The following is a 26,403-nucleotide window of genomic DNA, read 5'->3' as shown; positions in this document are numbered from 1 at the left end:
TTGTCGGTTGATGTTACCCACTCACAAAAGCGTTCCCAGACATTGGCGCTTTCGCGCTGCTGTAAGGTTGTTGTCATTTGTTTATGATTGCTTTATTTGGTTTTCAATGTTCGTGACGGCTTTGTGTTCCGCCATGTAAATAAACATAAAGCTTTTATTTCAGTTTGTAAAGGCCTTTTAAGCACAGTTTTTCTTATAGGTGTCATAAATTATGCTTTTTAAAAGCCATAAGGCTTGCTGTATAAGGAGTTTAAAAGCAGAATGCGGAATTAGTGGACGATCGCCCACCAATGAAGAAGACTCATAATCTACCTAAGCAACGAGATTCCGGGCTTGCGTCAGTGTTAAGATAGATGAAGGGTTGCGATCGCCAACCGCAAAACTCTCACTGCACAGATATATGTTCTTGCACAAGTCCGATCGATAAAAATCCCAAGGAATGTCCCGCACCGTTACCTACAGCCCTGCTTATACTCTGGTTCCCACTTACGAGTGTTTTAACCGCTGCACCTATTGCAATTTTCGGGCAGAACCCCTGCAAAGTCCTTGGCTGACGCTACCAGAAGCCGAAAAACAGCTCAACTTGCTGCAAACTCAAGGTGTAATTGAAATTCTCATCCTCAGCGGCGAGGTACACCCTCACAGCCAACGGCGAAAAGCTTGGTTGCAGCGGATTTACGATTTGTGCGAACTGGCACTTGCTCTGGGATTTTTGCCACATACTAATGTGGGGCCGCTCAGCTTTGAGGAGATGGCACTGTTAAAAGAGGTAAATGTATCGATGGGGCTGATGCTAGAACAGCTTGCCCCACATTTGTTACAAACGGTTCACCGGCACGCACCGAGTAAAGTGCCGGGGCTGCGGCTGCAACAGTTAGAATGGGCTGGGGAATTAAAGATTCCGTTTACAACTGGTTTGCTGCTGGGAATTGGGGAAAGTGAGGCAGATTGGGTGGAGACATTAGAGGCGATCGCCCGGATTCATTCGCGTTACAATCACATTCAAGAAGTTATCCTCCAGCCACACAGTCCGGGAAATCAGCAAAGTTGGGACGGTGAAGTTTTTGATGCTACAAAAATGCCGGAAGTAATTGCGATCGCCCGCAGCATTTTACCATTTGAAATCAGGCTGCAAATTCCCCCGAATTTAGTTGCACAGCCAGACATATTGCTGGCTTGTTTAGACGCAGGTGCTAGAGATTTAGGAGGAATTGGGCCACGGGATGAAGTTAATCCCGATTATCCTCACCTGCAACACCAAACTTTAACAGAAATTTTAGCAACATCGGGATGGCAACTTGTGCAGCGTTTGCCTGTTTATCCTCAGTACGATAAGTGGCTGCCGCAGACATTGCAAACTGCTGTTCAACAATGGAGAGTTAGTCATTAGAAATTCTTATTTCTTAGTCCGCGCAGGCGGACTTCGTTTGTGTAGAAGCGGTTTCAACCGCCGAGTAATAAAAATAAACTATTGAGATTTTAAATCAAAGAACCGCCACCATCAATCCAGACTTCAGTACCTGTAATGAAGCTGGAGGAATGTGATACCAGAAATAAGACTAATTGGGCGACTTCTTCGCTAGAACCTGCGGTATTATCCGTCAAAGGAATCATGTCTTGAATGGAATCAGGCGGGACTGGAATGCGATCGAGATGGCGCTTAACGGTGCTTTCTTCAATTGCAGTTAGCACCCCGCCCGGACAGATCACATTGACTCTGATTTGGCAGGCTGCGAGTTCTAGCGCCAGCATTTTGGCAAAGGCTACTTGGGCAGCTTTTGAACAAGCGTAGGCCGTGGCACCAACTTTCCTGAAACTTCTGGTGCCATTAATCGAGGATGTAATTACAATTGAACCTCCTTGTTTTTTCAGATGAGGAACAGCATACTTAACAGCCAAAAATGTTCCTCTGAGGTTGGTGTTAATTGTCCGATCCCACTCATCGGGTTCTATCTCCTCTATCGGCGACCATACACCGTTAATACCCGCATTTGCAAACAAAATATCTATTCTTTGATATTCATCAAAAATTGTTTGAAACGCTTTTTGCATTTGCTGAGAATCTCCAACATCTGCGGCAATAGCCAGCCCGCAGCCTCCTTCATTGACCAACTGGCGGACGGTTTCTTGCCCCGTTTCCAAAATGTGATCGATAATAGCAACTTTGGCGCCTTCCTTGGCCATTAAAATTGCTGCTGCATGACCAATTCCCGACCCACCGCCGGTAATAACTGCAACTTTTTCTGAAAGTTTCATATTTTTTTATATAAATATTTTCTTGGGCGATCGCATAGCATAAAAATAATACTAGAGAGAGGACTAAAGTCCTCACTACAAACAACTTTTCGTCATCAAAATCATGAAAGGAAAAAGTGGTTTAATGTACTAATTATAGCGGTAAGGTGTGCAGTGCACACCCTACTTTAGGCAGAGGAGTACGTCAATTTTAACGCAGTTCTTACGGCTGTGGCACCCACACCGAAACAGAACCGGCGTTACACCGAAAATCAGCCCAACCATCGTCATTGGTGGTGATAGGTTCTTCGATGTGTTCGGTGATGTCAATATAAGTTCGATTCGGCTGTCCGACTTCCATAAACTTAGTGCCATCGCCTCCGTTACTGAGTACCACAGCCATGCCGCCCGGGTGTTCTTCATTTCCGAGTCGCGTCCAGCCAATAGTGTTGGCGTGGTCGAAGTAATCGTACTGATTGCCGTAGGAATAAGTTTGGCGCGCTAACAAGAATTTATCTACCATAAACTGATGTTTGTCTAACCAAATCTCGTATTCATTGCCATCATTTGCTTTATCCTTATAGTTAGCGCCGTAATAATCCGGGTAAAAAATGCACGGATATCCTTCGCGCCGCAGCAGAATTAAAGCGTAGGCAAGGGGTTTAAACCAAGCCTCGACAACTGATTCTAGGGATTGTAAAGGCTGAGAATCGTGGTTATCAACCAAGGTAACGGCGAGGGCGGGTTGCTGTTGAACGAGAGTGTTATCAAAAATTGTTCGCAAATCGTAGCTATTACCGGCTTTGCTAGCAGCGTGGAAGTTGTAGTGGAGGGGTGCATCAAATAAGGCTACTTTACCCTTCGTTGCTTCTAGGAAGTAGTGCAAAGCTTCCACTTCGTAAGACCAATATTCGCCGACGGCAAATAGGTCGCGTTGGGCATAGTGGCGGACGTGTTCCAACCATTCTTGGAAAAATTCTGCTTTAACGTGTTTGGCAGCATCGAAGCGAAAGCCGTCAACGTTTGTTGTATCGACATACCACTCACCCCAGTATTTTAATTCCCCGCTGACTTCTGGGTGATCCATATCTAAATCGCAACCCATCAGGTAGTCATAATTGCCTTTTTCTAAGTCTACCCCGCGATCGAATTCTTTGCCTTTTAGTAGGTAAACTGCATGGGTTTCTGTGTTGTAAACGTTGTAATCAATGGCGTCAAAATGCCACCAATGCCACTCCATGCTGGAATATTTTTTGTCGCGACCGGGAAAGGTAAAATGCGTCCAAGCTTTGATTTTTTGATATTCGCCTACTGTGGCATTGCGGTCATCGGGATGGAAGGGTGTGGCTTCGGCTTCTTCTTCTGCATCGGCACCTAATTTGTGGTTGAACACAACATCGGCATAAATCCGAATTCCTGCATCTTGGGCAGCTTTAATCGCGGCCAAATACTCATCTTTTGTCCCGTATTTCGTTCGTACCGATCCTTTTTGGTCAAACTCGCCTAAATCGAATAAGTCGTAGACGCCGTAACCCACATCCGTACCGCCGCCAGTTCCTTTATAGGCGGGTGGCAACCAAAGGGATGTAACGCCTATTTTCGCTAAATCTTTTGCAGATTTTGCTAGCTGATTCCACAGGCTGCCGTCGTCGGGGCTGTACCAGTGGAAATACTGCATCATGACGCCATTGACTTCAGACATATATTTAGTTTTTCCTATTTTGTAATATTGCCAGATAGATTTTTGTTCGTAGCTTGCTAGTTTACGTAGGTCTGCAATCTATCGTTAATAAATATCATAATAGATGGGGTTGCTCACCACAATCTATCTGTTGATGGATTGACAAAAAAATGTAAATTTGATAATAATAATTTTCAGCCTATCGAAAATTATTAACAGGGTGGCGATGCTTCGGCAACTCGCTCAACTCTGGTGTTCCAAGTACCGTCGATCGCCAATTCAAGCAATCTAAATCCCGGCGGGATTTCGTCAAGGATAATCGGATGGCTTTTAGGTAAAAGTTGGATGCAGGTGCTGGGTGTCCCCAAGTAGGTAACTGAACCCCGCTGTTGTTGAAATTCTTGGTGAATGTGGCCGCAGAGGACTATTTTGATTTGAGGATATCGATCGACAATTGCGAAAAATTCATCGGCATTGTGCAGCATCATTCCATCCATTATTTCAGAGTCGATCGGCAAAGGATGATGGTGCAAGGCAATGATAACAGGTCGATCGCCGGTTTGTTGCAGTTGAGAGTCGAGCCAATGCAAGCTTTCTGGGGAAAGTCGCCCGCCGTCGCATCCCGCTTCCACACTCGAAAGTAATAGAAATTGCCAGTTTCCTAGCATCCATGATTTTTCTGGGGAAAGAGGCGACTGATTTAATATTTCTGCCATGACTGGGATGTTGTCGTGGTTCCCAGGTATCCAGTAGGCGGGTATTCCGAGGGGGGCGATGAGGGAGACGAGGCGTTGGTAGGATTCGGGTGTTTCGTCTTGCGACAAGTCGCCTGTGAGTAGGAGTAAGTCGGGCGGCGGCTGTATCTGTTGCAGGCGATCGAGAACTGCTTGGAGGGTGCGGGTTGTTGAGAGGCCTTTCCATTCTCGATCGATCTCTGCAAACAAGTGAGTGTCGGTGATTTGGGCGACGAGTAGGGGAGAAACTGGTGTCATGGCTGGTGTTACGGGCGATCGATGTAGTTCTAGAATAGCCTCGGATGGGTTTTGGAGGTGTGGGAAAAAAGGGCGATTCCCTACGGGATAGCTGCGCTTCACGAAAATTTTGACAGGTATGTTAAAATTTTCGAGATTTGGTGTACTATAAGAAAACGTCAAATTTCAGACGTGACGGCGGCATAGCCAAGTGGTAAGGCAGAGGTCTGCAAAACCTCCACCCCCAGTTCAAATCTGGGTGCCGCCTTAGTTTTTAGTATTTTGTGCATTGCTAAAACGCTTAGATGGCAAGGTTTTGAGCGTTATTACAAATTGTAAATCATGTTTAATCGTGCATAATGAATCGCAGAAAGTAATGCAAATTTAATGCAATGCAAATTTCGGCAAAACTCAACCAAGCTAACGGCCGATTGAAAGCAAGCAAAATCGGCGTTAGTATCCTCCAGCGGGGCGATCGCCTTTACCTTCAGGCTAGCTTGCCACCGCGTCCGGGCTCGGGTAAATCATCTCCTTCTCAGCAGCAAATTGCTTTGAAAATTCAGGCAAATCCGGCTGGCGTATCGCTAGCCGAAAAGGAAGCCCGCAAGCTGGGATATTTGCGAGATGCCAAGGAGTTTAGCTGGGATTTGTACGATCGCAAACTTCCACAAAAATCAGAGACGATCGCCGATTGGCTTGGGAAGTTTGAGCAAAGCAAGCGAGCTGCCGTTTCTGCCACTACTTGGCAAACGGACTATTCTCGCCCATTTAATCAGTTGCCTGCCGATCAGGTTCTTTCTGTCGAAGTGCTCCTTGATGCGATCACTAAAACGACACCAAACACCAGGCAACGCCGGCGATTTTGCTTGGCGTTCCGCCAACTTGCCGAGTTTGCTGGTTTGAAAGTTGACTTGAACGCGCTGATCGGAAATTACTCGCCGGCAAAGGTGCAACCGCGACGGCTTCCCTCTGATGAAGAGATAGCGAGAGTTTTTGAACAGATTGAGAACCCCCAATGGCAGTGGGTTTATGGGGTTCTTGCGACCTACGGGCTGCGCGACCACGAAGCTTTCTACCTTGACCTGAGCAAATTTCCGATCGCTCAGGTGTTGGAGAGTAAAACCGGGTATCGGCAATGCTGGCCGCTACGTCCCGAATGGGCCGAAGAGTGGGACTTGGCAACTATCAAGCGTCCTCCCGTGACTGGCGCGTGTCATGCGGATTACGGTGCTCGCGTGTGTAAGTTTTTTGCACGATCGCCTGCTGGTTTCTGTGCTTACGACTTGCGGCACGCCTGGGCGATTCGGGCTATAAGTTTTGGGCTAGATGTCTCTCTGGCAGCTAAGCAAATGGGCCACAGCTTGAACACGCACACCCAAACTTATCATTTAGCTCTTAACGAACGAGAGCAGCAGCAGGCTTATGACTTGCTGGTGGCGCGTAGTAAAAGTTAGCTGGCAAAAGTCCAAAATATTAGACTTTTAACGGTTATTGCTGAGTCATGATCGTTTTTGGTTTTCCTTGTCCTGGTTTTTTTGCCCAACTTTTCCCCGCTCTGACTCTCCCTCTTTCTTGAGAAAAGAAGAGTCTGATAAAATAAACTTATTGTCTAAAATTTTGGCCTCCGTTTTTTCAGAGAATAAGCTACCCTTATCAATTGCAGCCTGAATGTGGGCCCTCCGCCGCCTAGCTGACACAAGGCGATGATCTAAACCGTAGACATTACAGTGAGGCTTCCACCATTCCCCACCCATCAAAAATAAGCCGTCCTCTACACATAAGTGCGATGGCATATTTTGAAGGAGTGGCAGGCGTTCTACAAGCTGCTTTTTGAGAATGGGGGGCAACTCCTGACGAAACTTTCGTATGGGAGCTGCCGCCAATCTGTAGTCATTTGATAAATGGCGGCTAACAGTCGAGGTAGATACCCCGCGACTGTTTGCGATCGCCTTCTGACTTCCGCCGTAAAAGCGGAAATCCGATTCACAGAATATGAACCGCTCGCTTCTTCCCAGTACCCGCGCCAGTTTTTCACAGGTGTGCAAAGCGTTCGGCGCAATTAGCTGCGTCGGTTGCCCAGGGTTCCGGCCCTGGGCTTGTATTTGCCGCATCTCTTCTTGCCGTTGCCGGTGAAAAGATGCGCGTTGCAAATGTTGTGCCTCCACCTCTGTAGCGATGATGGGGAGGTTAGCTAAATCATCAATTTCGACGGCGGCGATCGGGCCGAGCTTTTCAATGTTGGTCAGAGTGATCGCTCTTTCGAGGCTGGAATAGAAAACTGTAACCCAGTTGCCGCGCTGTAGGTAATTGCGGATCAATCCTGAGTTTTTGGCGGCGCACAATAATTTTCGGATGTGCCCGGCGCTGCGATTTAAAATTCTGGCTGCTGCCGTGAGGGAAAATTTACCAATTCCGCATCCTTTTGGTTTGCCGTCCGCGCTGCGGCGCGATAGATCGAAGCGGCGCGCTAGCATCCAGACTGCCATCTGGCGGCCAAAATGGGCGAACAATCGTACAGGGAAGCGCACCAAATCAAGCTTGTCAGCACCGGCATACTCGCTGTGCCAGTTCTCGCAAAGCTCTATCAGCCATTCTGGGGCTGGCAGCGGTGGATTTGTTAGCGGATTGTTGATCCAAGTGTAGGCTTGGCCGCTGGGATGGATACTTGGTGGCAGTACGCTTTGGGCTCCGAGCCAGCGAAATTCTAAGCACTCTTCTTTGCCGTCGCTACCCCATACACCTGTACCAATTCGCAAAGTGCGGATGCGGTGCCAATCTGCTTCGGGTACTGAAAAAAGACACTGTTTCCTAGCGGCGCGGTTGCTTGTCCAGGCGGTTGTTTTCGCAAAATCTATCAGGCTGTTTTCCCCTGCCAGCTTGGCTAACAGTTTGGCGGCAGATTCCCCGTCAATGTCGATCGCCAGTAACCCGTTGCCCAATTTCAAGCCCAAACCAGTAGCTTTGCCGCTCTCTAATTCTGCGAGCGCGGCCAGGCGATCGAGATTTGTCTCTGTCCACTTTTTTCTATAAGGCCGTTTGCCGATGACGGGTTCTAAAATCCAATCGGCGGGGAGTGTTAGTAGGGATTCGCTGGCGGTTAGGGTAGGCATAGTTAGCGAATTTCGGGCCCTTTATCTAAGATTTTTTGGAGGGCTGGCAAATTCCATCGGTAAGTAGGGCGCATCGAATTGGTGCGGCGAATATCGCGAAAATGCTTGCCTTGTTTAAAAGTGCCGTCGCTTTTCAAATGGTAAAGATGCCGTATGCTAATGCCTAATGCTGTGGTGGCGTCGGAGCTGGAAACCCAGTCCTTTGAGAGCGACAGCCCTGCATTTTTGCTTGCAAACTCTTTCTTCATGATTCGTCCTCATCTGTTTTTAGGAATTGGAGAAGATGAACGCTCTCCGACGTTTCAATTGAATCTGCATCCCATTTCACCCATACCTCGGGCATCCCACCAACAGACATGGTGAGGTTTGCTATGACGCCAATTTTTTGTGCGTCTCGGTGATGGTTAACAAGCATTCCGATTTGAAGGTGCTGGAAAAGTTCTAGATTCTTAATTGACTGCCTGACATTCTTAATTTCTCTTTCTTTAATCAATCGGCTCTCTCTTTTGGTTTTATTAGAATTGGGACTTTTAACGTCCAATGTCTTAACCAAGTTGTCTGCTTTCTCTAACAGTTGCTCTAAACTTTCCTGAATCTTTCCAACAAGAGAATCTTTGCTTTTGTCGTGAGCAATTTTGGGGGGTACCGGGAAATTTTTATTGAGCCAGTCTATGTGCCAGTTTTGGTTTGGTTGGTCAAGGATGTTTTCTAGTGGCGAAAATTCTTCAGAGAATAGCGATAACTGACCGGGACAGAAATCTTCGACTTGGTTGATAATTCCTTTTGTCCAGTCGATGATTGCTTCTTCGTTATCTAAATTAATATCGAAATCAACTTCTGTGCACCGCGCAAACATCTCCTCTTTCTCATTAGCAATGTCTATTGCTGTTACTCCACCATTTGGGGCATGAAAAAATAATTTCCATCCTCGCCAGTGACCTTTATAAGATCCCTCTAATTCGTAGGGGACAGGTGTAAAGCCATTGTTTGCTAGTAATTGCTTCCAAGAATCCGTTTGTGCTGCGGTGTCCCCTGGGCTTGAAATTTCGGAGGTATTTTCTAGTAAGAAGTCCGTCTGTGCTGCGGTGTCCCCTGGGCTTGAAATTTCGGAGGTATTTTCTAGTAAGAAGTCCCTCTGTGCTGCGGTGTCCCCTGGGCTTGAAGTTTCGAGTGCATCCACTATTGACTGAATTGCTGCTTCTGCTTCCAGCAATTGCGCTCGCAGCTCGCTATTTTCTATCCTTAGTCCGACTGCTTCCGAGTGGGATTTGCTGACGTTTATTTTTCCCCAAAAAGCCTCTTTTTGTTCCGGGCTCATTTTGCTGGTGGTGGCTACTACTAGAGCGGCCAAATCGTCCTTAGTCAGAAGTGCATCTGCTATGGCAGCAATATTTTTTTGTCTCCACTTTTCCAGCCAATCCGAGGGGCTGGGGCATTTGGCTTGTGGTTGAAAAATTAAATCTGGGCATCCAAACGAATGAATTTCGTTTGCCTTGGCGTTGTAATACCAGCTTGATAGTGGGTTCCAGATTCCAGCCCAAATTAAATCTGTAGCTTGGGCTTGAGTCTCATTAACTATTTCAATTCGCTCTAATTCGGCGTAAGGTATCTCAGATTTGCGTCCTCCTTCGACTAGGACTAATGCTTGTTTATCGTTGATTCTTGCTACTATCTCTCCCGTTTTACCTTTGTTATTATTGGAGGAGAATATCTGAACTGTATCCCCGATACTGATGGTGTCCATCATTGCCGGCCGCTTTGGTCTTTCCTCTGCGGGAACAACTTTTAACTCGCTGACATCCCAAGCGATCGGCATTGAGTTGCCGCTGTAAAACTCTACGTGTACTCCCTTCTTATCTATTTTTCGGATGACGCCGCGCTCTCCTTTGGCGCGACCTTCTAACACTTCGACTTCTGCCCCTTTGTCGAATCCTATTGTCTTAAGAATCTGCTTGGTCTGTTCAACCTTTTTGGGGTTGAGTTTGTTGATGGCTGCTTGTAAGTGAGTTATTGTCGCCTTGGTTTTGCCTTCGTTGTTAGCCAGTTTGTTAGCGTAGGCGATCGCTTCGATTTGTTGGCGCGGTGTTTCGAGCACCTTTAACTCCCGGAGATAGGTTCCGGGCATTTTTAGAGACTTGATTGGAGAATCTGAAGCGGCCAGTTCGGCTGTGATGCCTTCCTCTATCTTGGCTTCCTCGATCAGTTGATATACTCTGGCTTTGCCTTTGCCAAATTCGGTAAGGCAATAGCTTTCGAGCGATTGATATCCAAGGGCTAAGAAGCCTTTCCGCTCGCGCACTTCGAGCAGCATTTTGCCCAAGCTGTCGAAGTTAGCGCGAATGTCGTTTGTGATTTGTTCCGCCTCTTTGCGACCCATTTGGGTCGTAAGTTTTGGTCTATCGGTTGTTGCTATTGTCATGGCTGTCCAATGTTAAATAATGGAGTTCAACTCTTGAATGTCGTACCTTCCAAAGAACTAAAGCTAGGCCTTTTTTTTGACAAATTTCGACGATCGTCCCGACTCTCCATTGATCCCTTGTCCGCCTTACTCTGTCGCCGACTTTGAAAGGCTGTTGAGGGTTTGTCATGATTTGATGCTCCAAAAATCGCCGATTCTGTGAACTTGTCCTGCTGCCTGCAATTCGCGGAGGCGACACAATACTGTTGCGCTAGCGATGTACTCTTCTGGCATCAAACAGGAGATTTTAAAAGCTGTTTTGGGGCCCGTGCTTAGTAGTTTGAGGATTTTTTCTCTTCTGGTTTGGTTGATATTTGTCTCGTGAAGGAAGGCTCGGCTTCTGTTCATATTTGTTAGGGGTGGGAGGGAAAGGCGATCGCTGGGTGAGAAGTGCGATCGCCGAGAACGAATGATTGAGATAAGGCTGTTCGGATCGGTCTAATGCTTCATAGGCATCTCCTCTTCTGGTTGGCTGGAAAATTTAGCGGCCGCTGCCTCGGAATGGGTTTGGTTTGAAAGTTTTTGAGCACATATGCAGATGAGGGGTGATAGCCCTGTGTGTTGAACCCCTTCTTGCGACCAGGTGCAGCCTGGGTTACAAGAAGGAAAAGCTCTCGATCGAACCAACGGCAAGCGCACGCTGAAGCCCGTAGGACTTACACAGCTCTCCGCTTGGTTTATTCGTTCTTGAGTGAACTTTATATTTGAGGTAGCAGGCCGGTGATTAGCGTCCACGGCCTGCTATTTTTGTCCTTCTACCAAACTAACGGTTAGCGCTTGCGCTTAGCGTTAGTTTCTACTATGATATGAGTCAAGACCAAAGAAGTCAACCCACTCCTGTGAATCTCAGAAAACGTACTGGATTAACTCAACGCCAAATTGCTCGGGCTCTCGACGTTAGAGAGTCCACTGTGAGCGAATGGGAGCGAGGTCTTTCAGTTCCACACTTGCCACTGTCCAAGGTCAAGCAAATGATGGAAGTCTACCAGTGCACTCTTGATGAGCTAGTTGAGGCTTTCGAGTCGCTAAACAAATCTGTTATGGTGTCTGGTTCTTCTCAGAACGTTGAAAATTAAATAGTTCAGCCTCCCCAGCTATTAACCTGGAGAGGCTGACATCTAAGCCATTAAGTTATCGGCCCGGTGAGACAATATTGATATCCCGTCAAGTTATCCCACCATGAACACGTGGCCAAAGTGGCTTCCTTATCCTATCTCATGGATACGAGCCTTCGGACTTACTTATGCTCTCACTGTTCAGGTCAAGTCCCAATCTCTCGAATATGGTGAGAGCGTTGTTGGTGTCCTTCTTGGAGTCTGGCTTTTCACACCGTTCTTGTTTACCTTCTTTCATTGGGCAATAACATCTGCCACAAGGCTTTTGCTGAAATATCTACCAGCACATCCTAAGCTTGCTCCGGTTCGTCAGTACCTAGCTGACCGTTGTGGTTTGGAGCGATCGCACTGGCGAGAAGGGCTAAATGCTCTCATTGTCAGTTTTGTAGCATTTGTTGTTACGGTTTTCGTTCTTTCCCAAGTGTTGCAGATACCCAGAGCTGACGCCGATGATTTCGAGTCGATAATACTCAGGCAAAATCTTATCCAATTCGCGCGAGAAATGATTCCGATCGGGATGTTTTTCGTCTCGGCTTACATTTACCAGTACGATTTGTGGGCGAGGCATCGGCGCGCAGCTAAATTAGCTGCTAAAGCCAAAGCCCAGGAGCCGACACAAAAGCGATCACATACCCGTAAAGTAGCCGCTCCCAATCCCGCAGATCAAGAACTTAACAAGCTCAGAGCCGAATCTGGCATGAGCCGGATGAAAACTACGAAACCCGCAGAAGCAACCCCTGAACTTCCTGAATGGTACGTTTTTCGCAGTGGCAACGCTGAAGGGCCGTACACCAAGTTACAGCTCCTCGATGTCCAGAAAGTTACAGCCCGAACCAAGGTGCGGCGCGGGGAAGCTGAGTGGCAGCGCGCCGGTGAAATCCCCGAACTTGCGGCATATCTCACCGAAAAATAGATAAGATTTTCCACTTGGCCAGAGTGAAAATAATCAGCAAAGCTTTGAGTCAAAAGTCTAATTTATTGGACTTTTTGTTCAAAGCTTTGCTGCACAGAGGATACGACTATCAAGAGTTAATATTGACATCCCAAACAAGTAACTAACAGCTAGGCTACTGATGCTGATAAGTGACCTAAGAAGTAGCATTGCGGCGGGTTTGAAGCCTGCATCATCCTCCAGGTCGGAGCGTGACGCTGAGAACGAAAGCTAGCGTGACATCTCGGAGAGAACGAGACGCTAAACGCTGAGCGTACCTGCTGGCGTGACAGCCCGGAGAGACGGCACAATGAGTGTGCAGCAGCTCTTAACAACTGGCTGGCAGCCGGAAAGTACGGCTCGACCCAATGCCAGCGGGCGGTTAGTAAGGAATGGCATTGACAGCACCTGGAAAGACGGGCAGCCAGCATTGCCTGAGCTGGTTAAGTTGGGCACGTTAACCACACACGAAAACTAGGATATTGGTAGCGGTGACAGCCCGGAAAGACGGGCATTCCTCTGGCTGATTTTCTACTTGGCCAGAGCGAAAATAATCCTCGTAAATCCCAGAGTGTCCGAAAATTCGGACACTTTTGGTTTGGCGGGTTTTAGATTTTAGATTTTAGATTTTAGATTTTAGATTTTAGGTCAGGAGATTATGCAAGCAACAATAGAAAACGATAACAAAGATGAAGAACTTAGTGGATGTGCGGCCGACTTGCGTCACGTTCAGTTCGTTCTTGATCGCCGTGCTGCACGTGCCAACGAAAATAATCCTTCTTTTTGTGACACCCTTTTTTTGGCCGCCCAAATAACTGGTTTTGTTCTCCTTCTAGTCGAGAAGGCGATCGCTTTGAGAAACAGATAGAAAATCTCTTGAACTATGGCACTCAAGCTTAAGAAGTACGAACAGGCTCTCGCTATTCTCCCAGGATGCAAGGGTTTAGACCGTTCCGTGTTGTATGAGAACCTCAAGAGCCTGGGCTATAGGTGGAGTGTTCGTGATCGTAAATGGAGTTTGTAATGAAAGGGTTTACATTTGAGCAAAGGTTGAAGATTCGCGACTACTTTGACGATCCGACCTACCCGCAGCCTCACGGCGAGGTCATGGCAACGCAATTACTGGCAGCCATGATTGCCTCTGGTCGATATGGCGTCGATCAATATGATGACCTCGTTGAACTAGCTATGAACTTGACAGGACATTTGGTGACTCGCTTTGATGCTCAGATGTGTGAATTGCGGGAGCTAAGAGACGATAGCAACCCAAAGCCCTCAGCCTCAGAGAACGATCTGAATTCTAGTTCTAACTCTGAGGCTGATTTTGACCCAATCCCCTTCTAGTCTTCGACGGCGGCACCTGCCTTAGTGGCGCGGCAGTCCAGGCAGATGGGCTTTTCTATCCTTGCTGTGTGATCGTGCTTGCCCTCAAGTGCGATCGTTGTTTTTATGTCTTTTTGGATTCTTTGAGGTTTTGTGTAGCCCCCCGGATAAAATCTTTCATGTCTCCATCTTTGTCTAATCCCAAAACGTTTTGGATAATCATTGCATTTACCTGTCCTTGTCTAATCAATGCCTCTCGTTTGTCGCTGAACTGTTGCCTAATAATTGCCGTAGCATTATTAGCTTTAGGCTTAATTTTTGTTCCTGGTGTTTTGGCTGCCATAATTATAATTGCCTTAACGCTTCGATAATAGATATACTATCAGGTTTAAATCTCCAAGTGCTGATAGGAATTTTGCTTGGCTGAAGCATTGTCGCCAATACGCTCTCTACCTGTTTGTCAGTCTTGGCAGCATTGATGTCAATTAACTTTTTATCTTTTTTGCCAAAGCCTTTATGCGCCTCATGAACGGTAAAGCATATCGGAATATCTTCAGTGTCTAGGTCGGGAGTAATGCCAATACATTCAGAAAGAAATTGAATCATTCTAGTTTGTTCGGCATTGACTTTCATCAATTGTGCTAACTGCATTATCACAGCTATCTCTACTTTTTGAGTGCTATTGCCGTCAGACATTGATTCTGCCATCATTTCATACATTTGTCCCGCCCATGCTGTAGCGTTAGCGGATTGCCACGGTGTACCATTAGGTGCTGACGTAGGATTAATTACTAGCCCATTTGCAAGCATTCTAAATAGCGCTTCTTGTAAGGCATAATAATCTTCGCATTCAGTGTTACCCGTGGCGCCCGGAGCAAGGAATTGATTGGCAATTTTGAATTTTTTCTTCATTTTGGCAATCCCAAGATATTTATAAATTTCATTTACCTTATCGCAGCAGTCCATAGGATTAAAGTGTTGAGGATAATTGGGTAAATTTATTTTAACTAATTGTGGCGGAGGTGGTAACTTTGGTGGCGGGGGCTGAAGCTCTGGCAAAGAACAACTTGATTCCAAAATAGTTACTACATAGTTTAAAACCTTGTAACTGATATTATTCGGGTCTATTCCTACAACATCAGGATAAATTTCTGTTGGATACTTTAAATTTGTAGGGTCGCCGGCACGTAAAACTGTAGGAATGTTGGCAAACAACCCTCGCCCATCTGTTCTAATAAAATATCTTTGGTCTCTTTTTTGGTAAGTACGGCTTATGTAATCATAAATTGCACTCTCATGCCCTTCTAATTTTATCGCAAAATCATTCCATCCCCTATTAGGATATAAAGCCCGCACGAAACTAACATAACAAAAAACATTAGGCTTATTAACCATTTTGTAGGTAAATCCATTAGAACCAACAAAAGGCTTGTTAAAAGTACCACTATCCATATATTGAGTGGTGTAGTCTAATTCGGTAAATAACGAATTAAACCGTTTTGTAATTACTTTGTACAAAACGGTATTGTCGGTTATGTCAAAAGTTGTGTCTCTAAATTCTCCTATACTATTTCTTTGTCTTGGGTCGGGGGAGCTATACCCATTATCCAGGAATTCTGCATAGAAACTATCGACTTTAATTACAACTTTACAGAATTTTGTACTGGGCTGTGCCTCAATACCAGGAAGCATTAAAGGTGCTTCAATTGCAGGCGGAATAAATGGTGTTGCAGGAGGTGTGGGTGTGGGTGTGGGTGTGGGTGTGGGTGTGGGTGTGGGTGCTGGTATGAGAGTATTTGGATCGGGTTCAAATGTCACACACAATTCGCCACCAGGTATGCCATAGCAAAGTGATAAACTTTTTTTACCATCCGGAGCTACGGCAACCTCTACCTTTGCCCCTGCTATACTTATTGATCCAGTAACTCCTTTTTCATCGTCTATACTTGCAGAGCCACCAAAACCAGCAATATTAATCCCTGCTTCAGCACCTCTAATTGATAATTTACCTTGCTCGTCATATCCAATTTTGCCACCAATGTTTACACCTAATTTGCCCCTTGGTGAACCTACATTAAGCCCTACTCCTACGGTTTTGTTGGTGGCATCGGCTTCAATTGCTATCCCTTGCTGAGCTATTAAATTATCAACGCCTACAGTTAACTTGCCTGTAACTTTTACGCCGTTAGTCGTTCCTATTTCTTGTTCCGCCGAAAAGTTTAAACCTTTAGCTGTAGCAGCGTTTTCAGTGGGTTTTCTGCTTGCTGCAAAACTACCAGATGGCTGACTTGGACGCGATAAATCACTACCAGATTTCTTAAGACTAGGAGGCATATATTACACTATTCGTCGTAAGGTTGCTTGCAAGGTAGTAGGGCTGTGTGTTGCAATTGGAGCGTCAAAAGATAGTTGCAAAGTTCGATTTATATTGCTGACGTTAAATCTTGCATAGCATATAAAATCATCTCCATTGTGCGCTTCCATTTTAAAAGCTGTTGCTAGTTGTATCCCTCCGGCTTTCCAGCGAATAGAAGAAATTAATGTACCTCCAGCATATTGCCAGTGTTCATAACTATTAATACCATCTCCATATTGAATGTTAATAGTTAAAGCATATAAGGTACAAACCAAAGATAACCCAATATTATTAAACGTTCCTACGTCAAACCAAGTATTGGATGCAAAATTTAAATTGCCTGTCAAAGTGATTATTCTAGGCGCATCAATAGGGGTGACCAGAGTTGTTAAGGCAGCTAATTGATTATTAAAATTAATTAGCTGGCTATTGAGATTAGTTATTTCGCTTGTGACGGTTGCAGCAAAATTAGCATCATTGTTGATTGCGTTACCAAATTCAATTAAAGTATTTAAATTGCTTGGAGCTGTACCCACCCAGTCAATTATTGCCTGTTCTATGTCACCAGACAATGCAAATCTATTCTGAGGGATAAGTTGCACGCCTCCTGATATATCATCTCTGCCTAACAAATTACCAGGTAATACGCTTGTTAAATAATCTTTAACAGCAAACTCAATGGCACTTAATCGAGCCTCTAAATAATTAGTATTATTTTTTTTTTCAATTGTAATTGTTATTCCAAATTCGATACCGATAAAATCAGTTACTTTTAATAGTCCATTGCCATAATCCGCGAGTTGAACTGCAATACTATCATTTGCTTCTAAAATTCTAACCGCATTTTTAGCTAAATATGGCTGTAACAAATCAAAATAATCTTCTCTTTCTCTATTTACTAAAATAATTTCTGCACGTTTACGCCAATCTCCTGTATTATTTTTTCTCGTTAAAATTTTTAATCCTAATTTTTGTGATTTATTTTCAGACTGAGTAAACAAACTCATTTTTTCCCGTTCTGATTCATCGCCCTCAAACTCAGGAATAGACCCAGGCTGAAAGCTTTTAAGATTCATGTTACAAAAGCACGATTCTAAATAAATTCCTACTCGCTCATCAGTATCAAATGTCATATCCCTAAAATGAACTAATTCAATAATCGAATTAGGTGTATAACTAGAATTTAAGTTAACAGGGAAAGTACGGGTGACAGTAGCTGGCATTAGACGCTCACTCTTGTAATGTTATCATTGAATGATATTATTAAGCTAACGAAGGCTACACAAAAGCCACAAAATCGCTAAATCCTTCGCCCAACCCTGAGTAGACGCCTTCAATTAAAGCGTGCAATTCTGGGTTAGTTTCTTCTATTGAATCAATTCTGGTTTGTATCTGTTGAGCGATGCTCCAACTACTTCCTTCTTCTAAGCCCCAATTTTGTATTTTTTTGTCAATTTTTTCTATTCCGGTGCGAACATTCATTCTTGCCCATTTTCTAAATTGCAAATAACCCAACTTTCCCAAAAGATTAGTTGCATACCTCACAAAAGTATTAGCAAGTTCTGACAGTGCCTCTATCATTTCCTCTTCAATTCTTGACCCTTCTCTTTCAGCAACAATACTTAATGCTGCTGCTGCTGTGATATTAATCGTCATTTTTGGATTAGCCTTGCCACCACCAAATGCCAAGCCTACAATTAAGCGACCAGCTCCTTCTCCTACATTTTCTAAAAAAGTTTTATATTGCCCTTGTAATTGAGCCAAAATTGAAGCGTCTGATTGCGCCCAATCAGTATTAATAACAACTCTACTGCCTCCTAAAATTGCCTGCTGCAATGTTGGCAGCATAGCACCTAAAGTGATTCCACCCAGCTTATATGAACCTAATGTTGCCCACATGGAACCAATAGCACTAGACGCCACAGAAGTCGCACCAGACAATGCAGTGCCGATACCTGTGACACCAGCTATCAACCACCCCGCTAACCCTACAGCAGCACCTCCTGCAATAGCCGCTTTAGGGTCTTCTTTAAACCAATTTAAAAATATACCTATGTCACCTCTGGCAATAGCGGAAAGCACCTCTCTTCCACCTTCTAACATTCTTCGACCTAAATCTAAAGCCGACTGAACACCAGCCTTGACTGCATTCCAAGCATCAGAAGCAAAATTTTGTAACCATTGCCCGGGAGTCACGCCAGGCGTACTAAAAGCTAAAGAACTATTTTCAATAGTTACGCCATAAGTCTTAACGACTGTAGTAGTTGTCACTTATCTATTCCTTACTATTTTTATTGAATAATAACAAATTACAAAACCTAAGATTGTACATTGAAGGCATGCGGCAACTAACCAGGTAACAATTATTTTATTTACTAAGTCACAATCCATTCTACCGCTCTCTCTATTATCGCCCCATCGGCTGAAAGTTCTACCGTGTAAGGGAGTTTAAATGTACCCGAAAACAGCAACAAGTTATAATCAAATTCTAGAGTAACATTTTTTAAGCCTGCTGGTGTCGTCGCCTGTAGATTTTGTTTCATAATACAATATTTTATCAAATCAATAAAATATTGACTTAATGTTGTTGCCTTAAACGTCCCTGATGGACTTCCAGGAGTAAAAGCAAGAGACGACAAATAAGGCGTTGCTTCTTCCTTGAATGTAGCTGTTGATTCGTTCCAAACTAAAGCACCAGGCAAGGTAAAGTCACCAGTTAAATTAAAAGTATCATCCTTGGAGACATTAAACCGTTCCGTTGAATCAGTTATTAGTTTTTCACCATTTTGAATGTGGTGAATAGCTTGCCACAATTTGTCCTCTAATTTTGTGCCTGTAAAAGTTTCATCAGTGCCAGATACAATAACCGCCATTAATTTGCCTTGTTAAGTATTTAGCCCGCCAATGTTAACATTTAATGCTAATATTAACGGGCTAATGGACGTTAAATAAGTGTAACTGAATTGCTAGGAGCAATATTTGGTTCAGGGGCGTAAATAATTTTTGCTCGCAAAGTGACCGATTTAACTGAGCTTAACTCCCCTGCACTATCAAAGGTCGGGGTAGCGTCTTGTCGAATAGGCGAAACAAAATTAATAAATTCTCCCACTTGAACACTTGTTCCGGTATTGTAAGCCTCTTGACTTTCTCGATAGGCTTCAACCGCTGAAAAAATTACATTGGCAGGTGTAATTGTTAACATTGCTGCGGTATTGAATATTGGTTGAATCGTTGTACCAAGATTATTGTACCAACTAGAAACTGTTACATCTTCAGCCATTTCAAGTTATCTCCCAAATATTGAGTGTAAAAGTATTGCCCCTTAAAATATTTCCTGATTTAAAATACAGTTCGTAAGTATTGGGGAAATACGGAATTGCAAAATTGATAAACTGTTTACTGTTAATCCAAGTAGGCATCCATTTGTGTTGAATTTCCCCTATTTCTGTATTAACCGCAGGAATAAGAAAACCTGCAAAACCTTTAATAAAATTATTGTGAAATTTGGGTTCAATAATTATTGTGGAACCCGAAAATAACACAGGAATTTTATAAGGTTCTAGTCCTAATAAAACCGATTCTTTATAAACAGGAATAGAGGACAAGGTAGACACAATTTTTTAAGCCAACCGATTTGAGGATTTGCGAGGAATACTAACAGAAAGTACCGTTTTGCCGTCGATAGTAGCACCAATTAAACCTCCAGTAGCAACAGGATTTCTAAAGGTCGCTACTTGTTCACTAGCCATATAAAGAGTGCGGTTAGTACGTTTTCCCGCCCCGTCATGAAGAACAACCGTTATTCGCTTAAGTTCTCCTGCTGCTAACAAATCTTGTAACCTATGAGGAACGGAAACGACAGAGCTAGGAATGTCCTGATTACCTGTTAAGCCTGTAGCGGCGGCCACTTGCCCTGTATAGATTTTGGCTGTTGACATCCAGCCATAATTTGGAGTGCCTTCGCTATCGCTTTTAAATGTAACTCCTTTGCCCATTACGCTAAATACTCCTGTGCTTTCAAGTCTTGGCTAACTCCTGTAATAACGCCTTGGGGAATAGTTTTCCCAATCAAAGCTTTTTCCGCTAGTTTTGCCAGTAAACTATTGCAATACAATTTTACAGTCCGTCTGTTTAACGGCGTAGTTCCTACTGTCACAGCTATAGTTTCCAATACCCCGTACAAAGATAAATCTTCAGTACGATGGATAACTTTACTAGGTTCTATCGCAGGTGTAATGCCCACAATTGAACCTATACTTGCATATAGCAATGGATTAGACATGAAATAGTAAGTACCATTTAATTGTCCTAACCCAGAAATTACTACCTGCATTTTTTTCAATGCTACCATTTAACGCAGCCTCCGACGTGTTGGAAATTTGGCACTTGTAATAATACCTGTCCGAAAAGCTTTACCAGGCAATTCATTTATAACTGTATCCATTTTGGGTAACGCGACAACTAATCGAGAGGTTTTACGCTTAGTTCCTATTTTGTAAGAAACTTTAATTGACCCAATAACTCCCTTTTTAACTCCCTCCACCGTAGTTTCGCTACTAGCGCCATCGGGAGGGGAGCCAGCAAGCTTGGTAGCGCCAACAATAGGAGCAATTACAGAATCGTAGGTTGTATCGTCTAAGCGCATTAACAGTACTCCTGTACCCGCTCTTTCGACTGTAAACGAGGCTAAAACCATAATTAAACATCTTTCTAAAGGATGTTTTCAGCATAGCTCTAATTTTTTAAATGTAAAGCTTTAAACGCACGGACAAACTTACTGTCAACCCTATACAGGATTGCACAAGTCCACACTTTAATTTTTGTACATTAATGCTGTACCCTGCACCAAAGGAATGTTTGTACCTACTTTAGGTAGCCAAAGGTCGGCACGGTTAAAAATCACGGTATCAGTAGGTCTAAGTTCGTCGGCATTCCATTCTTGACCTAATACCTTTTTGGTTGGTTTAGTAGGTGAAAACTTTTTAGCTGGTTCCGTACTTCCACTAAAATTAAATCCTAATGGATCTACTTTTTTGCCTACAGCAATTAACATAGCTGTAAAAAGTTTTTCGCCTTCGTTTTCATTTGTACAATATGCCCAACCCTCTATACCTTGCAGCCGTGCAATCATACCAGTGTAACTAATAACGTTTTCACCTTTGTCCCACCTATATAAACCTGGCAATACAAAAGTATTTAAAATACCTTTAGCCCATTTGCTAACATCAACAGGTTTTACGAGTTGAGCCAAACCAAAATCTACTACAGCTTGGTCGTCAGTAAAACCAGGCATTCTAATATATTTGATTCCGCGTGTTGGGCTTTTTTGAGTTCCATCAACTCGTTTTTTTGTATCATCGTAAGATTGATAAAAAGTTAACTTGATAAGTGGAAACCCTTTTAAAGGTGGTTTAGCATTTTTAGCAGATAGAGAATCTACACCAGCAGCTATTTGAAAATGTTCTATTTGTACAATTTGATTAATGATTTGTGCATCCGTACCAGAGCACATGAAACTAATTTTTGGATTTTTTTTATTAGGTGTATACTCAATCGACCTAATTCCACCATTTTTGCTTGCTGGTGTAATTTCGGTATATACAGGACGTTCGCCAATTTTACGCCATTCTTTAATTTTAAAATTTGATTTTTTGTCATCTCGGTTATCATACCCTTCTTCCCAATTTTCCCACCATTCTTTAAAATCTACACCCCCTGTGCTTAGCATTTGCTGCATAGCAAATAAAAGACTTGGTTCGTCTTTATCTAATTTTAAGTCTGCTACGCGAGGCTTTTTAGTTGTTGTCATAAATCAACTCCTGAGTTAAAATTAAACTCTTACTGTATTTTTCAATAAAAATTATGGCACAAGTTAATGCGGATATGGTAGATACTATTATTAAAATTGGCAGCTTTGTAGGGGCGTGTTATGTATGCTTTCAACTACCTACTACGGTATTTAAGCGACTAAGTGTTATATTTAATCGTCAGATGGCTTTGATGGGTTTGTATATCTCCGTCTCCGGTCGCATTACTGATATAGAAAATGTATTAGCCAAAAAAACAGGCTACAAACCGGGCGGAACTATACAAGAAATTGAAGCAGCTTTTAGGAAACAGTTTGAAAGTGAGGATACAGGATTTTGAGTGTTACTTAGAAATAAAATGCACCCAAAATTGATTGTCCGTCATGCAGGTACGCCGTATTAAATCATAACTGTAAAGTAAATGCGCTCCTGGCAAATCGTTTCGGTATCCTGAATCAAAATACTCCCCCCATGGATCGTGTATGTAAAAGCCTCGGCGGTTAAATCCTGTGCCTACTACGATATGACCACTGTCGGTGAAGTATCCATGGATTACTACACCATTGAAAGTTAGTAAGTGCTTTTTGACTTCTTCAATAGTGGCATTATCTTTAAATGTATCTTTGAGTCCGTATTGTCGGACAACACGCGCTAAATCTTGGGGTGAGTGACGGCTTAACCCAGTATCTCGCATATGCGCTGTTAATTCGTCCTCTAGCTGTAAAGATGGATTCTTTCGTTTAACTCCTAGCCCTTCCATTATCATTGCGATGCTGGTAGTGTTACAGGTTCCGCTAGGATGCAGTTTATTATCAATTTGGGACTTATAGGGAATGTTTAATCTTATACAGTCGATATTCATGATTGTTGGATGTAAGCTATGCAAATTAATACTAGCAAAGGTAGATTTTATTTTTGGCTGGAGGTTAAAGGATGTAACGGCATTATTAATGCAGATTTAATGCAATTTTGGTATGCTTGTTTTGAGACCTTTAACAGACAGGACCTTTCGACATCGTATAGAGGTCTGCAAAACCTCCACCCCCAGTTCAAATCTGGGTGCCGCCTTTTTTAATTTCTAAAGTAATAAACTCTTTGTCAGTGATGACAGAGTTTTGTCCCTGCTGTCAGCGGGGTATTTTTGTGCGATCGCAACAATCTCTTTCGCCAGTTATCTGCCAAAATATTGACCTAACTCGGATTCTCCGAATAGATTGAAAGCAAATACTCTGTGGGCATTTTGACGTTCATGGGATGATATCAATTCCTGTTGCAATTGTTGATTTTTGTACCCTTTTATAGTAGATTTGTTGTTATAAAGGTATGATTGAAATAATAGTATTTAGCATATTTATTTACCGAGGGCAGGTTATAATAAAGTTGTAAAGTCAGATTTCTAGCTTTACTAAATCCTGGGAGATTTGTCCAGCTTGAACCCATTATGTCAACAGCCCGCCATGTTATTGCACTCTTAAAGAGTTACCTCGAAGATGAGGAGCAACAATTTTTTTCTGTGGCTCTACAGATGGCTGCACATGAAGCACGACAAGGACACACTAAAGTTGCTCAAGAAATCCAAATTCTTATCGATAAAGCAAAAGAGCGTAAATCTGTGATTGAACACAAAGCTTCACGCACGCCGCTCGTCCAGCCCAAGGGAGAATTAGTAAACCTTGTGTCAGTTTGCTATTCAGACACCAGATTTATTGACATGGTTCTTCCTATATCGTTAAAAAAAAGATTAGAACGTATTATTATAGAACAAGCTAAGCGACATCGTTTAGCTGAGTATAATCTCAAGCCTCGCCGTAAAATACTTTTAGTTGGGCCACCAGGGTCGGGGAAGTCGATGACCGCCGCTGCTCTGGCTGGAGAATTAAAACTCCCTCTTTTTACTGTTGCTTACACTGGGTTAATTACGAAATATATGGGTGATACGGCTAATCAACTCAAACTGATATTTGATGCAATGGCGGTAACACGAGGTGTTTATTTTTTTGACGAGTTTGATGTCATTGGTTCGCAACGTGCTGCGGTTAATGATGTTGGAGAGATTCGTCGAGTTTTAAATTCCTGCTTGCAGTTTTTGGAGAATGATGATAGCCAAAGTCTAATCATTGCGGCGACTAATCATCCTGATTTATTAGACAAGGCTCTTTTTAGACGTTTTGATGATGTTATTGAATACGCGTTACCAAATCGAGAAGTTGTCCGTAAGCTGCTGGCAGCCCGTTTATCCCTCTTTAATATTGAGTGGGAAAATTGGCAACATATTATCGAGACTGCTGATGGACTAAGCCAAGCAGAGCTAGTTATAGCTGCAGATGAAGCTGCTAAAGTAGCCGTGATTTCTGATCGGGATTCAATATCTGAAGAAAATATAGTTTCTGCGATTCTCGAACGAAAAAGCAGTATTTTTAAGTAAATGCGGTATAATCCCAGTAATTTTTTTAATTAACTTCTCAATCCAATGCCTAAATACCAAAGGAATCTCCCTAATTTTTATATTGTGGTAAAGGGAGATAGCCAAAATTATACATATCGTGGAGGGGGAAGAGGTGAAAAATCCTTTCCACCTCGCAATCGTATAGAACACGCCCAAACGTTGCAACAAGCTTTTGATAAAGCTCTTGAAAATTATCAGCAACAAAAATTATTGCGCGAACCAGAACTTGCAGTTGGAGAAGCTGGTTTTTATTTAGAGTTCCAGCTCCCAAAAAGCGAACTAAAAGCGGTTGAGCTGTTGGAAAACAAGCCTAAGAAAATCGAGTTGCTTGCTGTTCAATCTTCTGATGAAGCAGACGAAACCGTATCAGCAACTATATTTGTCCCAGAGAAAGCATCAGATTTTTTCGCATCAAAAATCGCAGCTTACCGTGATGAAGAAACAGAAACAGGCAAGCCAAAGTACGAGCCTTTAATCGCAGGATTGGATGATATTAACTTAGGTACAGTGCGTGCGCTATTCACGGATAAAACAGAATTATTTCCCTCTGAATCCAACGAAGTTTGGTGGGAAGTTTGGTTACGTTATGGCTTTCGTAAAGATTTCAACGAAGTAGCCCAAAAACTTAAGATTAGAACAACAGAACACTCAATTACTTTCCCGGAAAGAGAAGTAGTTTTGGCATTGACCTCTGTAACCACCTTATCTCGAATTATTAACAATAATGGTTTAATTGCTGAACTTCGCCTTGCCAAAGATTCACCGTCTATGTTCTTTGAGATGGAGCAAGAACAGGATAGTTGGGTCAAAGACCTTGAAAATCGCACTATTGTAGCATCGAATACTAATTTAGCTGTTTGTTTATGAGATAGCGGTGTTACACGCTCTCATCCTTTAATTAAACCCGCCCTTGCTTCTGAAGATTTGTTGACTTGCAATCCACACTGGGGAGTGGAAGACAGTAAACATTGGCGGGGTCATGGTACTGACATGGCTGGCATAGCCCTGTATGGCAACCTTTATAATGTACTAGCCACATCAAGCCAAGTATATCTTACCCATCGGTTGGAATCCGTAAAAATACTTCCAGCCAAAGGAGAAAATGACCCTAAGCTTTATGGAGCTATTACGAAAGAGGCTGTTTATCGTGCAGAAATTAGCAACCCAAAGCGCCAGCGAGTTATTTGTATGCCTGTCACGAGTGAAATCCATAATAATACAGGAGTTCCTTCTTCTTGGTCAGCAGCAGTAGATCAAATCTGCTTTGAATCTCAGCGATTAATGGTTATTCCGGTTGGCAATATCGCAGGGGACATCATGCTTAGTGACTATCCTCATCGCAATGATGCAAGCCAAGCAGAAAATCCCTCCCAGGCGTGGAATGCAGTTGTTGTTGGTGCTTATACCGATAAAGTCAATATAGTTGATCCAAGGTATGCTAAATGTCAAACTATTGCCCCTCCTGGCGACCTTTCACCTCGAAGTAGAACTTCTCTTTTATGGACTGATAAGTGGCCTATCTGACCAGATGTGACTTTTGAGGGGGGCAACCTAGCAACTGATGATACTGATTCACCTGGCATGGATATTGATGACTTACGACTGCTGACAACTTATTATCAACCAAATGTACGGCAATTTAACCTTTCTGGAGATACTAGCGCAGCAACAGCTTTGTGTAGCTATATGGCAGCACGTATTTGGGCTGAACATCCCGAATACTGGTCAGAAACAGTTCGTGCGTTAATAGTTCACTCCGCAGAATGGACTGATGCAATGTATAGTAATTTACCTAAAAAGCCTTCGCAGAGTAAAAAAGTATCTATATTATTGCGTCGGTATGGTTATGGTGTTCCGAATCTGGAGAGGGCGCTTTTTAGTAGCAAAAATGACTTACAGCACTTCCGGATGTTATGAGGTACAGTAGCAGCAATTAGCAAACCAGTTTTTGAGATGTTTGGGATTCATTA

29 protein-coding genes, 1 tRNA gene and 1 pseudogene are annotated in these 26,403 nt (G+C 43.3%); 12 read left to right on the top strand and 19 right to left on the bottom strand.

Annotation, left to right across the window (positions count from 1 at the left end):
* The first annotated feature begins 439 nt into the window (after nt 1–439).
* Nucleotides 440–1,390, top strand: a complete 951-nt coding sequence (gene cofG / locus QUA57_RS24505) for a 7,8-didemethyl-8-hydroxy-5-deazariboflavin synthase subunit CofG (RefSeq protein WP_333064192.1) — start codon at nt 440–442, stop codon at nt 1,388–1,390.
* An 89-nt stretch (nt 1,391–1,479) separates the two neighbouring features.
* Here cofG and QUA57_RS24500 read toward each other — a convergent pair whose 3' ends face one another.
* From QUA57_RS24500 to cpdA, 3 genes are all read right to left on the bottom strand, one after another.
* The gene (locus QUA57_RS24500; RefSeq protein WP_333064191.1) at nt 1,480–2,256 is read right to left on the bottom strand and encodes an SDR family NAD(P)-dependent oxidoreductase; all 777 of its coding nucleotides are present in this window, start codon (nt 2,254–2,256) and stop codon (nt 1,480–1,482) included.
* A gap of 202 nt (nt 2,257–2,458) precedes the next feature.
* Complete coding sequence (locus tag QUA57_RS24495) at nt 2,459–3,937, bottom strand: alpha-amylase (RefSeq protein WP_333064190.1); 1,479 nt, start codon at nt 3,935–3,937, stop codon at nt 2,459–2,461.
* A 191-nt stretch (nt 3,938–4,128) separates the two neighbouring features.
* On the bottom strand, nt 4,129–5,010 hold the full coding sequence (gene cpdA / locus QUA57_RS24490; RefSeq protein WP_333251387.1) for a 3',5'-cyclic-AMP phosphodiesterase: 882 nt from the start codon (nt 5,008–5,010) through the stop codon (nt 4,129–4,131).
* A 74-nt stretch (nt 5,011–5,084) separates the two neighbouring features.
* Between cpdA and QUA57_RS24485 the strand changes: the two genes are divergently transcribed.
* Nucleotides 5,085–5,155, top strand: a tRNA-Cys gene (locus QUA57_RS24485).
* A gap of 124 nt (nt 5,156–5,279) precedes the next feature.
* A complete protein-coding gene (locus tag QUA57_RS24480; protein ID WP_333064187.1) occupies nt 5,280–6,341 on the top strand; it encodes a site-specific recombinase in 1,062 nt (353 codons plus the stop codon).
* A 45-nt stretch (nt 6,342–6,386) separates the two neighbouring features.
* Here the strand turns inward: QUA57_RS24480 and QUA57_RS24475 are convergent, their stop codons facing one another.
* The 4 genes from QUA57_RS24475 to QUA57_RS24460 form a co-directional block, all read right to left on the bottom strand.
* The gene (locus QUA57_RS24475) at nt 6,387–7,997 is read right to left on the bottom strand and encodes a bifunctional DNA primase/polymerase (protein WP_333064186.1); all 1,611 of its coding nucleotides are present in this window, start codon (nt 7,995–7,997) and stop codon (nt 6,387–6,389) included.
* 2 nt (nt 7,998–7,999) lie between these two features.
* Nucleotides 8,000–8,245, bottom strand: a complete 246-nt coding sequence (locus QUA57_RS24470; protein ID WP_333064185.1) for a hypothetical protein — start codon at nt 8,243–8,245, stop codon at nt 8,000–8,002.
* A complete protein-coding gene (locus QUA57_RS24465; protein WP_333064183.1) occupies nt 8,242–10,416 on the bottom strand; it encodes a hypothetical protein in 2,175 nt (724 codons plus the stop codon). The genes QUA57_RS24470 and QUA57_RS24465 overlap by 4 nt, the downstream gene beginning before the upstream one ends.
* Nucleotides 10,417–10,581: 165 nt before the next feature.
* Nucleotides 10,582–10,803 (bottom strand): hypothetical protein, encoded by a 222-nt coding sequence (locus QUA57_RS24460; protein WP_333064181.1) that lies wholly within the window; start codon nt 10,801–10,803, stop codon nt 10,582–10,584.
* A 458-nt stretch (nt 10,804–11,261) separates the two neighbouring features.
* Between QUA57_RS24460 and QUA57_RS24455 the strand changes: the two genes are divergently transcribed.
* The 5 genes from QUA57_RS24455 (at nt 11,262) to QUA57_RS24435 (ending at nt 13,845) form a co-directional block, all read left to right on the top strand.
* Nucleotides 11,262–11,531: a helix-turn-helix transcriptional regulator gene (locus tag QUA57_RS24455; RefSeq protein WP_333064180.1), complete on the top strand. Its 270-nt coding sequence runs from the start codon at nt 11,262–11,264 to the stop codon at nt 11,529–11,531.
* A 304-nt stretch (nt 11,532–11,835) separates the two neighbouring features.
* The gene (locus QUA57_RS24450; protein ID WP_333064179.1) at nt 11,836–12,483 is read left to right on the top strand and encodes a DUF4339 domain-containing protein; all 648 of its coding nucleotides are present in this window, start codon (nt 11,836–11,838) and stop codon (nt 12,481–12,483) included.
* A 328-nt stretch (nt 12,484–12,811) separates the two neighbouring features.
* On the top strand, nt 12,812–12,979 hold the full coding sequence (locus tag QUA57_RS24445) for a hypothetical protein (RefSeq protein ID WP_333064178.1): 168 nt from the start codon (nt 12,812–12,814) through the stop codon (nt 12,977–12,979).
* A gap of 180 nt (nt 12,980–13,159) precedes the next feature.
* On the top strand, nt 13,160–13,369 hold the full coding sequence (locus QUA57_RS24440) for a hypothetical protein (RefSeq protein ID WP_333064176.1): 210 nt from the start codon (nt 13,160–13,162) through the stop codon (nt 13,367–13,369).
* Nucleotides 13,370–13,524: 155 nt separating this feature from the next.
* Nucleotides 13,525–13,845 (top strand): hypothetical protein, encoded by a 321-nt coding sequence (locus tag QUA57_RS24435; protein WP_333064174.1) that lies wholly within the window; start codon nt 13,525–13,527, stop codon nt 13,843–13,845.
* A gap of 103 nt (nt 13,846–13,948) precedes the next feature.
* Here QUA57_RS24435 and QUA57_RS24430 read toward each other — a convergent pair whose 3' ends face one another.
* The 11 genes from QUA57_RS24430 to QUA57_RS24380 form a co-directional block, all read right to left on the bottom strand.
* On the bottom strand, nt 13,949–14,167 hold the full coding sequence (locus QUA57_RS24430) for a hypothetical protein (protein WP_333064173.1): 219 nt from the start codon (nt 14,165–14,167) through the stop codon (nt 13,949–13,951).
* 2 nt (nt 14,168–14,169) lie between these two features.
* Nucleotides 14,170–16,158 carry a hypothetical protein gene (locus QUA57_RS24425; RefSeq protein ID WP_333064171.1) on the bottom strand — a complete coding sequence of 663 codons (1,989 nt, stop codon included), beginning with the start codon at nt 16,156–16,158 and terminating at the stop codon, nt 14,170–14,172.
* A 3-nt stretch (nt 16,159–16,161) separates the two neighbouring features.
* Nucleotides 16,162–17,403, bottom strand: coding sequence for a hypothetical protein (locus QUA57_RS24420; protein WP_333064169.1), 1,242 nt, complete (start codon nt 17,401–17,403; stop codon nt 16,162–16,164).
* Between the two features lie 55 nt (nt 17,404–17,458).
* On the bottom strand, nt 17,459–18,451 hold the full coding sequence (locus QUA57_RS24415; protein WP_333064168.1) for a hypothetical protein: 993 nt from the start codon (nt 18,449–18,451) through the stop codon (nt 17,459–17,461).
* A gap of 104 nt (nt 18,452–18,555) precedes the next feature.
* A complete protein-coding gene (locus QUA57_RS24410) occupies nt 18,556–19,053 on the bottom strand; it encodes a hypothetical protein (protein WP_333064166.1) in 498 nt (165 codons plus the stop codon).
* 71 nt (nt 19,054–19,124) lie between these two features.
* A complete protein-coding gene (locus QUA57_RS24405) occupies nt 19,125–19,460 on the bottom strand; it encodes a hypothetical protein (protein ID WP_333064165.1) in 336 nt (111 codons plus the stop codon).
* A gap of 1 nt (nt 19,461) precedes the next feature.
* Nucleotides 19,462–19,794 (bottom strand): hypothetical protein, encoded by a 333-nt coding sequence (locus QUA57_RS24400; protein WP_333064164.1) that lies wholly within the window; start codon nt 19,792–19,794, stop codon nt 19,462–19,464.
* A 6-nt stretch (nt 19,795–19,800) separates the two neighbouring features.
* Nucleotides 19,801–20,175 (bottom strand): hypothetical protein, encoded by a 375-nt coding sequence (locus QUA57_RS24395; RefSeq protein ID WP_333064162.1) that lies wholly within the window; start codon nt 20,173–20,175, stop codon nt 19,801–19,803.
* The gene (locus QUA57_RS24390; protein WP_333064161.1) at nt 20,175–20,531 is read right to left on the bottom strand and encodes a hypothetical protein; all 357 of its coding nucleotides are present in this window, start codon (nt 20,529–20,531) and stop codon (nt 20,175–20,177) included. The genes QUA57_RS24395 and QUA57_RS24390 overlap by 1 nt, the downstream gene beginning before the upstream one ends.
* Nucleotides 20,532–20,825 carry a hypothetical protein gene (locus tag QUA57_RS24385; protein ID WP_333064159.1) on the bottom strand — a complete coding sequence of 98 codons (294 nt, stop codon included), beginning with the start codon at nt 20,823–20,825 and terminating at the stop codon, nt 20,532–20,534.
* 168 nt (nt 20,826–20,993) lie between these two features.
* On the bottom strand, nt 20,994–21,989 hold the full coding sequence (locus tag QUA57_RS24380) for a hypothetical protein (RefSeq protein ID WP_333064158.1): 996 nt from the start codon (nt 21,987–21,989) through the stop codon (nt 20,994–20,996).
* A gap of 53 nt (nt 21,990–22,042) precedes the next feature.
* On the opposite strand from QUA57_RS24380, the gene QUA57_RS24375 reads away from it, so the two are divergent.
* Nucleotides 22,043–22,327: a hypothetical protein gene (locus QUA57_RS24375; RefSeq protein ID WP_333064157.1), complete on the top strand. Its 285-nt coding sequence runs from the start codon at nt 22,043–22,045 to the stop codon at nt 22,325–22,327.
* A 3-nt stretch (nt 22,328–22,330) separates the two neighbouring features.
* On the opposite strand, the gene QUA57_RS24370 is transcribed toward QUA57_RS24375, so the two are convergent.
* Nucleotides 22,331–22,849 (bottom strand): C39 family peptidase, encoded by a 519-nt coding sequence (locus QUA57_RS24370; RefSeq protein WP_333064156.1) that lies wholly within the window; start codon nt 22,847–22,849, stop codon nt 22,331–22,333.
* Between the two features lie 579 nt (nt 22,850–23,428).
* Here QUA57_RS24370 and QUA57_RS24365 point away from each other — a divergent pair.
* The 3 genes and pseudogenes from QUA57_RS24365 to QUA57_RS24355 all read left to right on the top strand — a co-directional run.
* Nucleotides 23,429–24,412, top strand: coding sequence for an AAA family ATPase (locus QUA57_RS24365; RefSeq protein WP_333064154.1), 984 nt, complete (start codon nt 23,429–23,431; stop codon nt 24,410–24,412).
* A 45-nt stretch (nt 24,413–24,457) separates the two neighbouring features.
* Nucleotides 24,458–25,300 (top strand): hypothetical protein, encoded by an 843-nt coding sequence (locus QUA57_RS24360; RefSeq protein WP_333064153.1) that lies wholly within the window; start codon nt 24,458–24,460, stop codon nt 25,298–25,300.
* A gap of 12 nt (nt 25,301–25,312) precedes the next feature.
* Nucleotides 25,313–26,350, top strand: a pseudogene (locus QUA57_RS24355) (S8 family peptidase); the annotation flags it as partial.
* Nucleotides 26,351–26,403 lie beyond the last annotated feature (53 nt).

This window comes from Microcoleus sp. Pol7_B2 (genome assembly GCF_036701035.1).
GTDB lineage: Bacteria > Cyanobacteriota > Cyanobacteriia > Cyanobacteriales > Microcoleaceae > Microcoleus.
The sequence above is the reverse complement of the archived record's forward strand: the minus strand, read 5'-3'. Positions and strand labels throughout refer to the sequence as shown.